The sequence below is a fragment of the Prosthecodimorpha hirschii genome, assembly GCF_001305515.1.
In the GTDB taxonomy this organism is placed as follows: domain Bacteria; phylum Pseudomonadota; class Alphaproteobacteria; order Rhizobiales; family Ancalomicrobiaceae; genus Prosthecodimorpha; species Prosthecodimorpha hirschii.
Genome location: NZ_LJYW01000001.1, coordinates 367,917 through 380,999 on the forward strand (window position 1 = coordinate 367,917; position 13,083 = coordinate 380,999).

Consider the following 13,083-nt stretch of genomic DNA (forward strand, 5'->3'; position numbering starts at 1 on the left):
GTCCCGAGCGCCCGAGCCGCCGGGCCTCGCGACCGCACCGGACACCGACGATCGCTTCGTGTCGCCGCCTTCCGTGCCCTGCGGGCGGCCATCGCCGTCCGAGAGACTGCCTTCGCCGCCGACCGGGCCGACGCCCCCGCAACCAGACACCAATCGGTCGCCCGAAGCGGGATCGCGCACCGCACTCGAGACGCGAAGCCTTTGTTTTGCAGGTTTATGGCAAAGCTGCGGCGTCCCGCCGGCGGCCGTTCCGTCACCTGGCAATACGCCGTCCGGCCGTGGGAATTTGGCCACGGGCGACGCGCCATGGCTCACGGCGCGTTGGCGACCCGATTCTGGAAATAGCGGTCGATGGCGGACATCAGCGCCGAGGTCGTCTTTTCGCGCCAGTCGGCCGACATCAGCAGCTGCTCGTCGTCCTTGTTGGTCAGAAAGCCAAGTTCGACCAAGGCCGAAGGCACGTCATGCGCTTTCAGGACACGGAAATTGGCCGAACGATGCGGCTGGACCTTGACCAGACGCCCGACTGCGCCGAGGTCCTCGACCAGATTGCGGGCCAGCACATGGCTGAAACGCTTGGTCTCGCGCAGGATCAGATCGATCAGAATGTCCGCGACCGCGCTGGGCGCCTCGTCCGGCACCACGCCGGCAAGCGCGTCGGAGGCGTTTTCCTTCGCCGCGAGGGCCGCGGCGGCCGAATCGGAGGCCCGATCGTCGAGGGTGTAGACGGTCGCGCCGCGCACCAGACGATCATATTCGGCATCGGCGTGGATCGACAGGAACAGATCCGCATGATGCTGGCGTGCGATGCGAACCCGTTCGCCGAGCGGCACGAAAGTGTCGTCGCGCCGGGTCATATGCACCTCGTAGCGCCCGGTCGCCGCCAGCTTCTTCTCCAGAAGCCGGGCGATATCGAGCACGACGCCCTTTTCGACCGTGCCGGTCGCCGGACTGCGGGTCCCGACATCGATGCCGCCATGGCCCGCATCGATGACCACGACGGGCTTGGCCTTCTGCGCCCGGGTCGGCTCGCGATCGCCTTTCGCCAGCACGCCCGTGCCCTCGCTCAGGGCCGGCGGCCGCGTCTGACGGACATGCGCGGCCATGAAGGCCTCGCGGGACGTTTCGCGCAGTACGAGGACCAGGCGGGCCGGGCCGCCATTCTCGCCGCGCTCGATCGCCGCGCGCTCGATCGCCAGCGGCCCGTTGGCATCGAACACCAGCCGCGAGCGCCCGGCCATGAACAATCCCCAGCGCCAGCTGGCGATCGCGCCGCCGCCGGAGCGCCCGGCCTCCTGCGGGAGATCGAACCGGGTCTCGGGCAGGTCGATGACGATCCGGTAGGGATCGGTCAGACCGAAGCTGTCGATCGGCACCGGCCGTGACAGGTCGATCGTGAACCGGGTCCGTTCGCGATCGACGGAGATCGACGGATGGCTGGCGACGGCCGGAGGGCCGCCCGCATCGCCCTGCGGCTCGCCGACCGTCGCGGCATCGACAGCCGGTGCCGCCATCGCGGGCGCACCGGCCGACGTCCGGCCGGCCGCACTCAAGCTCATCGGTTCCGGGCCGCCGCCGGACCCCGTCGTGATCGCGTCGAGACGGGCGTTGCCGGTCGTCGACGGCGCATAGGCCATCGGCTCCGCCAGGGTCGCCGTTGCGGCGCCGCCGATCGCGGTCAGCGGATCGATCGACCCGCGGGTCGGCGCGGCGACGAGCGGCACAGCCGGACCGGCGCCCGCCCCCCTGCCGGCTACCGCCGCGCCGGCCGGTTCGGGAGTGGCGGCTCCGGTCGTCGACGGATCGGTCCGCCGCGGGGTCGGCCCCTTCGCCGGGGCGACGACGCGGCGGGACTGCACCGCCGGGCCGGACCGCGGCTTCACGGCGCGGTGGGCCACGGCCGGCTTGCCGCCGGATTTGCTGCCGGACGCCGCCGGCGGGACGATGCTGAGCGGCCGTGCCGGTTCCGCGCGAGCGCCGGCCAACCCTGCGAGCAGCATGGCGATGCCCGAACAGGCCAGCAGGGTCCGAAAGGCGATCCGTCGCGCCACGCTCATGTCCGATGCGGTTTCAACCGTTGGAACCGACCTCGCCCGCCTCGGCGCCGGTCGGGCACGCGGGAACGAAGAAGACACCGTAATAAAGCATGAACCATGACCGGTTAAGAGGCGGTAACCCTGCCGCCGTCCGGGGCGCCGGCTCGGGGTTCAATTCGATTGGCGCCTTTTCGGGCATGCGGCACCATGGTGGCCGTCGGTCCGCCGCTTGACAGCCGCCGCGGTACGGGCGAAAGCCGTCCGATCGGTTGCCGAACGCCATATTGTCGTGCGTCCGCATCCGGTGTCACACTGGGCGACAAAGGGAGAAAACTCCCGGCCGTCCGGGCAATTCCGGGATGGCAGCACGAACCGTGGGAGTTCTCATGTTTCACTCGCCGCCTCCGTCCAAGCCCGCCGTCCTGCGTCGCGCCGGTGCCATCCTTTTGGCTGCGCTTGCGGTCGGATCGAGCCGCCCTGCCGCCGCCGAGACGGCCGACGACATCGTCCGCAGCTGGCTCGAGACCTTGCGCGCAACCGGACTGACGGTCGAGACCGGCGCCATCACCTATCAGCCGGGCGCCGACACCGTCGAAGTGCGCGACCTGAAGGTGACCACGCGCAGCATCGGCGCGCTGCCGGCCCTGGTCCAGCGCACGCCCAGCGTGTTCTTCGCCGGTCTGGCGAAAAGTCCGGACGGCGTCATCTCGGCCAAGTCGATCGTGATCGCCGCCTCGGCCGGTCAATCCGAGGACGGGCGCATCTCGATCGCCATCGGCGGCCTCGACGCGGCCGATGTGGTGATGCCGAAATCGCCGGACGTCAGCTACGATCCGAACCGGCCATTCTCCGCTCAATTGATCTACCTCAGGGCGCTGCTCGGCGCCCGGGCTTCGACCGCGCGGATCGGGCGCTTCGACATCGCCATGACCCCGAAGGAGGGGCAGTCGGTCTCGGTCAGCTACGACGGGCTGACCCTGGTCGGCCTCGCCGACGGCAAGATCGAGCGCGTGACCTCGGGCGCCGGCCGGATCACGTCGACGCTCCGGGATCCGAAGGCGGGCGCGCCGGTCGATTTCGACATCCGCATCGGGTCGGCTCAGATCTCGGGCTACGATTTCGGGGCCTATCTGCACATCGTCGACGACGCGGCCTATGTGAACGGGCGCGGCGACGGCGTCTGGCGCCAGCTGCAGGCCTCGGCCTCGGCCGAGGGCATTTCGGTCTCGGCCGGCCCGGCCGAGTTCTCGATCGCCAAGGCCGAGATCGGCAGCTTCGAACTGCGCCAGTTCGACACGCCGATCAGCGGCATCCTCGACCAGATCATGGTCGACCCGAAATACTTCGAGAAGGATCCGGCTTCGGCGATGAAGTTCGGGCTGGGCTATCTCGGCGCGTTCAGGATCAAGAGCTACTCGCTCGAGGGCTGGAACATCAAAGCGCAGGAACTGGACCGGTTCCGCATGGGGCGGTTGGCCTTCAAGGACTTCTCGGGCGCCGGTCTCGGCGAATTCTCGCTGGAAGGCCTCGATGCCGCCGGCAAGGGCAACATCATCCGTGTCGGCAGGTTCTCGTTCGGTGATCTGGTCTTCCCGTCGCGCGCCGCTTTCGAGGAGGCGTTCCTGGCCGCCACGACCGGCGGTCAGGTCGATCCCCAGTCGGTGATCCCGACGCTCGGCTTCATCAAGCTGGACAATGTCGAGGTCAGCCCGGCCCGCAAGGAGCGGATCGCGCTCGGCAGCTACGCGCTCGACCTGGCCGGCTACGTCAAGGCGATCCCGACCTCGGTGCGCATGACGCTGAAGAACCTCTCCGTTCCGGCCTCCTATGTCGAGGACCGAAAGGGTCGCGAAGCTCTCCTCGCGTTCGGCTACGACCGGATCGACCTGTCCGGCGAGATCGATGCCCGCTGGGACGAGGCGAGCACCGACCTGACGCTGAACACCGCGCGCCTCTCGATGGCCGGTGCCGGCAGCCTGTTCGCCACCCTCGCCCTCGGCAATCTGCCGCGCGCGGTGTTCGAGGATCCCAAAGCCGCGCAACAATATCTGGTCGGCCTGCTGCTGAAGTCCGTGAGCTTCGGCTACACGGACGACTCGCTGGCCGATCGCGGTTTGAAATTCGCTGCCGTGAAAATGAAGCAATCGCCTGATGTGTTGCGCAATCAGGCCCTCGCCGGCCTGCAGTTCGTTCTTGCCGAAGTCCGCGATCCGGAGCGAAATCGCCGCATGGTCGACGCCGTCACCGCCTTCGTCCGCAATCCGAAATCGTTGACGATCTCGTCGAAGCTGACCGCGGCGCTGCCCATCGTTCAGATCATCGGCACCGCCCAAGCGCGGCCGCAGAGTCTGCCCGACCTCCTGATGCTCGACGCCGAGGCGAACCAGTAGCGCCTCTGGCGAGTTCCGATCCGGCGCCCCCGGTGCCCCCGAGTTCGGGCATCGGGCGTCCGCCCATCCCTTCCTCCCTTCTTCCTTCCTCCGCCGTTCGCGACCGATCGGCCTACCCAACGGGACCACGCTCCATGACCAAGCTTGCCTTCCGCCCGAGCCTTGCCGCCACGCTGCTCGGCGGTGTCATTCTGTTCGCGCCTGCGGCCGCCGATGCCCAGTCCCTGCGCGACCGGGTCATCGCGGATATCGACGGCGTCCTGAAGAAGGGCGGCGCCAAGTCGGTGAGCCATGGCGACGTGACCGGCGACGACAGCAATTTCGTCGTCAAGGACTACAAGATCGTCCGCGAAGGCGACGGCACCGAAAAGGTGTTCACCGCGCCGACCACGACCTTCTCGAATGTCGCCGCGAATGCGTCCGGCGGCTACACGATCGGCTCGATCGCGATCCAGCAGATCACCGGCAAGGACGACGAGAGCACGCTGACGGTGGGTTCGATGAACATCACCGCCTATTCCAGCGCCACCGCCGGCTCCACGCAGATCTCGCCCTTCGCCGAAAAGGTCGGCAGCCTCAAGATGGCCGACATCACCTATTCGGAACCGAACACCAAGTTCTCGGTCGCCTCGATCTCGGCGAGCGTCGATCCGGCCAATCCGAACAAGGGCTCGGCCTCGGTCTCCAAGATCATGGTGCCGGTCGATGCCGCCAATCCGGAAATGAAGGACATCGTGGCGCTCGGCTACAAGGAGATCGCCGTCGATGTCGATTCCGACGCCGTCTGGGACGAGAAGGCCCAGCGCCTGTCGCTCGACCGCCTGACCATCGCCGCCAAGGACATGGGCACGCTGAACCTCTCGTTCGCCTTCGGCAACGTCTCCCAGGACGCCCTCAAGCAGTTGCAGGCGGCCAAGGACGATGCCAACGCCCAGCTGACCGTGCTGCAGAGCTTCACCATCGAACAGATCGCCCTGCGCTTCGACAACGCCTCGATCGTCGACCGCATGCTCGACGCCCAGGCCAAGGCGCAGAACACCAAGCGCGATCAGTATGTCACCGGCCTGTCCGCCATGGTCCCGCTGATGATCGCCTCGATGAACAACAAGCCGTTCGAGAAGAAGGTCTCGGACGCCGTCGCGGCCTTCCTGAAGGCGCCGAAGTCGATCGCGATCATCGCCAAGCCGGCGCAGCCGGTGCCGGTCGCCCAGGTGGTCGGTACCGCCATGGTCGCCCCGCAGACGATCCCGTCGGTGCTCTCCGTGGACGTGCTTGCCAACAAGTGATCCTCCACCGGATCCGGTGACGGGCCGACCGGGCGGGACCATCGCCCGGCCGGCCCGCCGGCGATCCGGCCGGTCCGCCGCGCGTCGGCGGCCACGCGCATCGCTCCCGGTCCTGGGTATGCGCTCACGCGTTGGTAACGATTCTCCGTGAAGTGTGTCGTTAACAATCTTGCAAGGATGATTCGTCCCGCTACAGTTCGGCATCCTGCAGCGATCGAAATGTCGTCAAGGCCTTGCCGTCGCTCAGAATTCGGGTAAAAGGCACTCTATCGACCGTGACCGATGCCCCGGCGCCTCCGTGCGGCCGGCCCGTCAAGTGGAGACTCTGCTGCATGCGGCCTGTCCGCCTCGTCCTGGTCGGTCTTGGTCTCGCTTCGGTAGCGGGGATCGGAACGGCCTGGATTCTCGGCGGAAACAGCGAGGACGCGCCCGTGCGCGCCACCATGGCCGGCACCGAGGCCGGGACAGAGGCCGACGTGGAGCCCTTCAGCGTCGACCCGCTCGATGTCGATCCGGCAGAGCCGAAGACCACCGCCTCGATCGTCGCGGACGCCCTGCCGGCCCCGGCCCGTAAGTCGGCGGCGTCCGGCAAGGTCGACCGGCTGCCGGTGGCGCCCGGTCGCGACCGGTCGGTCACCGCCTCGGCCGCCAAGCCGGCCGGCAAGGGACTGGTCATCACGACCAGTTCGCTCCGGACCGGCGAGACCGTCGCCATGCCGGTCCTGGCCTATGCGGATTTCAGCGAGCAGTCCTCCCCGTTCGACCGTCTGATCGTGCCGGCGCGGCCGGGCATCCAGCAGATGCCCAAACCGAAGCCCGCCATCCTGCCGCCGCCGGTCGCCGAAGAAGACGACGACGCGCCCGAGTTCCTGCCGCTTCCGATCCGCAAGCCGAAGGTCGCGGCCGTCGATCCCACACCGGCCGTGATCCCGGTTCCCCTGCCGCTGCCGAAGCCGCATGTGGCGGCGTCCGCTCCCGCCGTCGCGGCGTCCGCGACCGCGACGACGGCACCGGGCGCCATCATGCCGCGGCGCGGACCGCTCAACGCGCCCGAGGTCGCCGCGCCGACACCGCCCCCGCCCTCCCGGCCGAATTCGATCCTCGCGCTGCTCACGTCGGCGACGAGTTCGACCCCGAAGCCGGAAGTGCCGTCCGCGACCCCGCCGGTCATCACGCGAACCCCGTTCGGCGTGCCCTACGTCCTGCAGACCGAGTCGGTCGACACCGCCTGCCTGCGGCCGGAGCTGATCGAGGTTCTGCGCAAGATCGAAAGCCATTACGGCAAGAAGGTCGTGATCACGTCCGGCTATCGCGACCATGGTCGCCCGGGCTCGCTGCACCGGCGCTGCGCCGCCGCCGATATCGTCATCCCGGGCGTCTCCGCCCAGGCGCTGACCAGCTTCGCCCGGACCGTGCCGGGCGTCGGCGGCGTCGGCCAGTACTGTCACCAGTCCCTGGTCCATGTCGACGTGGGCACGCCGCGCGACTGGAAATATGGCTGCGGCAGCTATTTCGCCATGCGCGACGGCTCGTCGAGCTGGGGCCGCGTCCCGCGCGAGGACTGACCGGCCGCGGCGCCCCTGCGCTCAGAGCTTGGTGCGCTTGAAGATCGTCTCCGGCAGGGCCCGGATGATCGCCATGACCAGCGCCCAGACCGGCTTCACATAGATCACGTCGCGCCGCTGCGTCTCCGCGGCCCGGAAGATGGCCGTGCCGACCGCTTGCGGGTCGGCGGTCAGCCGGGCCGGCAGTTTCATGCCGGCGGTCATCCGGGTGCGGATGAAGCCCGGCTTGACGGTGACGACATGCAGCCCGCGCTTGGAGACGCGGTTGCGCAGACCCGACAGGAAGGCCGTGAAGCCGGCCTTGGCGGCGCCATAGACATAGTTCGAGGCCCTGCCCCGCTCGCCGGCCACCGAGCTGACGCCGACGATCGTGCCGTGGCCACGCGCGAGAAAGCGTTCGGCGAAGAGGCCGAGCAGCAGGGCCGGCCCCTCGAAATTGCTGCGCATGACCGTCGTCGCATGGGCCGCATCAGTCTCCGCGCGCACCTGCTCGCCGAGCAGGCCGACCACCGAGACGACCGTATCGGGCAGCACCGGCAGGCCGTCCGCGAAGGCCGCGAAGGCGCCCGTATCCAGAATGTCGATCGCATGGACGCTCACGGCCACGCCTGTCCGGGTCGCGATGTCGGCGGCCTCGCGCTCGAGGCCCGCGGCGTCTCGGCCGGCGAGTTGCACGGACCAGCCGGCGGCCGCATAGGCGCGCGCGACGGCGCGGCCGACATCGGAGGTGCCGCCGACGACGAGGACGGTCTTCATTTCGGTCACAGTCCGATCCTTCTGGAGAGGCGCGAGGCCAACCGGCCTTCGAGCCCGTAACGGCGGCGGATGTCGCGGAAGCGGTCGAGACCCGGATAGCCGGCCTCGAAGGTCGCGCGCGTCTGGCGGGCATCCTTGGCGAGATAGAGACGCCCGCCGGCCGCCGCGACCAGGCGGTCGCAGTCGGCCAGGAAAGCGAGCAAGCCCGGCTCCATCTTCATGTCGAGCGCCAGGGTATGGCCCTCGAACGGGAAAGACAGGAGCCCGCCGCCGCGGCCGAGCCGCTTCAGCACAGCCAGGAACGAGGCGCTGCCGCGCCGGGCGATGCGGTCGAGCAGGTCCGGCAGCAGGTCGGCCGACCGCGCGGCCGGCAGGACGAACTGGTACTGCACGAAGCCGTTGCGGCCGTAGATGCGGTTCCAATCGGCGACGCCGTCGAGCGGGAAGAAATAGGGTCGCCAGCCGACCAGACGCTCGCTGCCGGCTTTGGCCGCGCCAAGCCGGAAATAGGCTTCGTTGAAGGCCGCGACCGAGAACCGGTTGAGGGTCAGCGCCGGCAGGTCGAAGGGCACGCCGGGGCCGGCCTTGGCGGCCGGGCCGAAGCGGGTGGGGACCTGCGCGCCCCCCAGTTCGGCGCGGGTGGCGTGTTCGCCGAGATAGACCAGTGATCGGCCGAGCGCGGCGCCGCGCGCCAGCCCGTCGATCCAGGCGACCGAATAGGTCGCGTCCTGCGCGGCATCGAGCAGGCGGACGGTGTCCGCGACCGTCTCGGCGACCAGGGTCCGCTGGCGGATCCAGCCGGTCTCGACCGGGATCATGCGGATCGTGGCGGCGAGTATGTAGCCGGTCAGGCCCATGCCGCCGATGGTGGCGTGGAACAGCTCGGCATTTTGCTCACGCGAGCAGGCGAGCCGGGTTCCGTCCGGCAGCAGAAGTTCGAGCGCGGCGACATGGTCGCCGAAGCCGCCGTCGCGGTGATGGTTCTTGCCGTGCACGTCGGCCGCGATCATGCCGCCGACGGTGACGAACTGGGTGCCGGGCACCACGGCCGGGAAGAAGCCGCGCGGCAGGAAGGCTTCGACGATCTCGGCGAGCGTCACGCCGGCCTCGACGGTGAGCCAGCCGGTCGCCGGATCGAAGGCGCGCATCCGGTCGAGACCGCGCAGCGAAACCGTCGTCTCCTCGCCGATCGCCGCATCGCCATAGGCCCGGCCGTTGCCGCGCGCGATGGCGCCCGTCCGCCCGGCCACCATGGCCGGGACCGCGTCGGGGGAGCCCGGCTGCACAAGGTCCGTGGCGGCGACCGGATAGCGTCCCCAGCCCGACAATTCGACGTTCACGGCCGCACCCTGCCCTTGCCGTCTTGCCTGCCCTGCCCCGCCGCCGCTCAGAGCGCAGCCAGGATGCAGGCGCCCGAGAAGGCGGCCGCGGCCCAGCTGTTGCGGTCGCGGATGGCGAAGACGATCGGATCGTCGTCGAGATCGCCGCGCCCGGCCATCATCAGCACCCGGCCGATCCAGTAGAGCAGGATCGGGCAGATCAGCCACAGGATCTGCGGATGGGTGTAGAGGCCGGCGACCGTCGGGGTCGAGACGTAGAAGGCGAAGATGGTGACGGCATTCATGCCGGCCGCCGCCGCCAGGGCCAGCACGATCGCCCGATCGGCGACCCGGTAGCCGCGATTGGCCGACTGATCGAAGCCGCGCGCCATCAGGACCGACAGTTCGACATGGCGCTTGACCAGCGCCAGCGCGGTGAAGAACAGGATCGAGAAGGCGAACAGCCATTCCGACACGAAGACGCCGATCGCCACCGCGCCGGCGAAGACGCGCAGGCCGTAGAGCCCGGCCAGCACGATCACGTCGGCCATCAGCTTGCGCTTGAGGACGAAGGAATAGGCGAGCGTCGAGAGATAGTAGAGCGCCAGGATCATCAGGAAGACCGGCGAGACCAGGAGCGCCAGCCCGGCCGAGACGGCGAGCAGCACGGCCGCCGCGATGGCGCCTTCCGCGATGGTGATGCGGCCGGCGGCGAGCGGCCGGTTGCGCTTGGTCGGGTGCGCCCGGTCGGCCTTCAGGTCGACCATGTCGTTGACCAGATAAACGGACGAGGCGCAGAGCGAGAAGGCCGCAAAGGCGATCAGCGTGGCGCCGAAATCGGCGAGGCCGAAATGGTGCGCGGTGATCAGCGGCACGAAGACCAGGAGGTTCTTCGACCATTGATGCACCCGGATCGCCTTGGCCCAGACGCCGAGGCTGGCCGGCTCGGCCGACAGCTCGACCCAGTCGGGCTTCAGCTTGGCGAGGCGTGCCTTGACGGTGGCGACCAGGCGGATGCCATAGGCCCGCCGCGCCTTGCGCCAGACCGGCAGGTCGGCCGCGTCGTTGCCGACATAGTCGAAGCCCTGCTCGCCGAATTCGGCCGCGAGCCGATCGGCCTTGGCGTCGCCGGACAGGTTGGTGCGGCCGTCCGAGGCGTAGAAGCCGTCGAACAGGCCGAGTTCGGTCATGATCTTCTCGGCATGCAGCCGGTCGCCGGCGGTGGCGAGATAGACCGGCCGGCCCTCGGCGCGCGCGCTGCGGACGAGGTCGAGCACGGCCGGATCGTAGGGCAGCGTCTCGTAGGCGAGCCCGGAGCGCTCGGCGAGGAAGCGCTTCAGCGCGGCCTTGCCGGCGGCGAGGCTCTGCGCGACCGCCAGGACATGGCGCGTGCCGAGCCCGACCGTATCGAGGAAGGCCTCGTAGAGCAGATCGGTGCGGATCAGGGTTCCGTCGACGTCGACGACCAGGGGGACGGAAGACGCGGAAGCACTCAAGGCAACACCCACTCGTCTCAAAAAGACGAGGCGACGCTAGCCCGGAAAGGTGAATCGCCCGTTTGGACGGGAGGCAAAAACCGCGCGCGGGGTTAAGGATACCGCACGCGGTTAATCAATGCTGGACGCGGCCGTCAGCCGGACGGCAGGTTCAGTCCGGCGCCTCGGTCAGGCCGACGGCAGGTTCAGGCGCAGATGCAGTTCGCGCAGCTGCTTCGGCGTCGCCTCGGACGGCGCACCCATGAGCAGGTCCTCGGCGCGCTGGTTCATCGGGAACAGCGTGATCTCGCGCAGGTTCTGCACGCCGCAGAGCAGCATGACGATGCGGTCGATGCCGGCCGCCATGCCGCCATGCGGCGGCGCGCCATACTGGAACGCGCGATACATGCCGCCGAAGCGCTCCTCGACATCGGCCTTGCTCAAGCCGACCATCTCGAAGGCCTTGACCATCAGCTCCGGCGACTGGTTGCGGATCGAGCCCGAGGCGATCTCGAAGCCGTTGCAGACCATGTCGTACTGGAACGCCTTGATGGTCAGGGGGTCCTGCGTCTCCAGGGCCTCCAGCCCGCCCTGCGGCATCGAGAAGGGATTGTGGGCGAACTCGACCTTCTTCTCCTCCTCGTCCCATTCGAAGAACGGGAAGTCGACGATCCAGCAGCACTCGAAGCGCTCGGTATCGGTCAGGTTCAGGTCGGCACCGACGCGGTTGCGGGCTTCGCCGGCGAATTTGTAGAACTTGGCCGGCTCGCCGGCGACGAAGAAGCAGGCGTCGCCCTCGCCGAGACCAAGCTGCGTGCGGATCGCCTCGGTGCGTTCCGGGCCGATATTCTTGGCGAGCGGACCCGCGCCTTCGAGCGCGCCGTTCTCGGACCGCCAGAAGATGTAGCCCAGCCCCGGCTGGCCCTGCGACTGCGCCCAGCCGTTCATCCGGTCGCAGAAGGCGCGGCTGCCGCCGGTCTTGGCCGGGATCGCCCAGATCTCGACCTTCGGGTTGTCGGCGATCATGCGGGCGAAGACCTTGAAGCCCGAATCCCGGAAATGGTCGGTGACCGCCTGCATCTCGATCGGGTTACGCAGATCCGGCTTGTCGGAGCCATACTTGCGGATCGCCACGTCATAGGGGATGCGCGGGAAGGACGGGGTGACCGGCTTGCCGTCCGCGAAGCTCTCGAACACGCCGCGCAGGATCGGCTCCATCGTCGCCCAGACGTCCTCCTGGGTGACAAAGCTCATCTCCAAGTCGAGCTGGTAGAATTCGCCGGGCAGACGGTCGGCGCGCGGATCCTCGTCGCGGAAGCAGGGCGCGATCTGGAAATAGCGGTCGAAGCCGGCGACCATGAGAAGCTGCTTGTACTGCTGCGGCGCCTGCGGCAGGGCGAAGAACTTGCCGGCATGGATGCGGCTCGGCACCAGGAAGTCGCGCGCGCCTTCCGGGCTGGAGGCCGTCAGAATCGGGGTGGTGTATTCGGTGAAGCCGGCGTCGCCCATGCGCCGGCGCATGTCGGCGACGATTCTAGTGCGCTTGACGATGTTGGCGTGCAGCGTCTCGCGGCGCAGATCCAGGAAGCGGTACTTGAGCCGGATGTCCTCCGGATAGTCCGGCTCGCCGAAGACAGGCAGCGGCAGGTCGCGGGCGACCGAGAGCACCTCGATCTCGCGCGCATAGACCTCGATCTCGCCGGTCGCGAGGTTCGCGTTCACGGTCTCCGGCGTGCGCGCCTTGACGCTGCCGTCGAGCCGGATGACCCATTCGGCGCGCACCGCCTCGGCCGCCTTGAAGGCCGGGCTGTCCGGGTCGATCACCACCTGGGTGATGCCGTAATGGTCGCGCAGGTCGATGAACAGCACGCCGCCGTGATCGCGCACGCGGTGCACCCAGCCCGAGAGCCTGACGGCCGAGCCGACGGCGGCGCGTCCGAGTTGTCCGCAGGTATGGGAACGATAGCGATGCATGGTGGTCCTGCTTCATTGAGGCCCGGACGGTCGGTCCAGGATACGGGTCGGGCTGACTTCTAGCCGCCTTCGCCCGCGATTTGAAGCGAGGACTTGCGCCGCCGGGGCGCTATCCCTTGCGGAACGGGTAGAGGAACTGGGCCCAGTAGCCCTTCGGCACGGGGTGGCCGGAAACGGCTCGTTGCGCGCGGGCCGATTGCAGGTCGGACGGAGATGCCGCGGCCCCCTCGGCGCGGTCTTCCAAGCACGGGCTCGTGCAGCGGGAAGAAACTCTCACGGACC

General features: G+C 68.7%; 8 protein-coding genes. 3 read left to right on the plus strand and 5 right to left on the minus strand.

All coding sequences use genetic code 11. The features are described 5' to 3' along the window. Nucleotides 1–311 precede the first annotated feature (311 nt). Nucleotides 312–2,051, minus strand: a complete 1,740-nt coding sequence (locus ABB55_RS01495) for an N-acetylmuramoyl-L-alanine amidase (protein WP_200911991.1) — start codon at nucleotides 2,049–2,051, stop codon at nucleotides 312–314. 371 nt (nucleotides 2,052–2,422) lie between these two features. Here ABB55_RS01495 and ABB55_RS01500 point away from each other — a divergent pair, with 371 nt between their 5' ends. From ABB55_RS01500 to ABB55_RS01510, 3 genes are all read left to right on the plus strand, one after another. After that, entirely contained in the window at nucleotides 2,423–4,426 is a 2,004-nt protein-coding gene (locus ABB55_RS01500; protein WP_054357220.1) for a hypothetical protein, read from the plus strand. A 134-nt stretch (nucleotides 4,427–4,560) separates the two neighbouring features. After that, entirely contained in the window at nucleotides 4,561–5,712 is a 1,152-nt protein-coding gene (locus ABB55_RS01505; protein WP_054357221.1) for a YdgA family protein, read from the plus strand. 332 nt (nucleotides 5,713–6,044) lie between these two features. Next, nucleotides 6,045–7,277: a D-Ala-D-Ala carboxypeptidase family metallohydrolase gene (locus tag ABB55_RS01510; protein WP_054357222.1), complete on the plus strand. Its 1,233-nt coding sequence runs from the start codon at nucleotides 6,045–6,047 to the stop codon at nucleotides 7,275–7,277. A gap of 21 nt (nucleotides 7,278–7,298) precedes the next feature. On the opposite strand, the gene ABB55_RS01515 is transcribed toward ABB55_RS01510, so the two are convergent. The 4 genes from ABB55_RS01515 to aspS form a co-directional block, all read right to left on the minus strand. Further along, nucleotides 7,299–8,033, minus strand: coding sequence for an SDR family oxidoreductase (locus ABB55_RS01515; protein ID WP_083464032.1), 735 nt, complete (start codon nucleotides 8,031–8,033; stop codon nucleotides 7,299–7,301). A 5-nt stretch (nucleotides 8,034–8,038) separates the two neighbouring features. Further along, on the minus strand, nucleotides 8,039–9,373 hold the full coding sequence (locus ABB55_RS01520) for an FAD-binding oxidoreductase (RefSeq protein WP_244471947.1): 1,335 nt from the start codon (nucleotides 9,371–9,373) through the stop codon (nucleotides 8,039–8,041). Nucleotides 9,374–9,420: 47 nt separating this feature from the next. Next, on the minus strand, nucleotides 9,421–10,848 hold the full coding sequence (locus ABB55_RS01525) for a UbiA family prenyltransferase (RefSeq protein ID WP_054357225.1): 1,428 nt from the start codon (nucleotides 10,846–10,848) through the stop codon (nucleotides 9,421–9,423). A 168-nt stretch (nucleotides 10,849–11,016) separates the two neighbouring features. Further along, nucleotides 11,017–12,801, minus strand: a complete 1,785-nt coding sequence (gene aspS / locus ABB55_RS01530) for an aspartate--tRNA ligase (protein ID WP_054357226.1) — start codon at nucleotides 12,799–12,801, stop codon at nucleotides 11,017–11,019. Nucleotides 12,802–13,083: the final 282 nt, after the last annotated feature.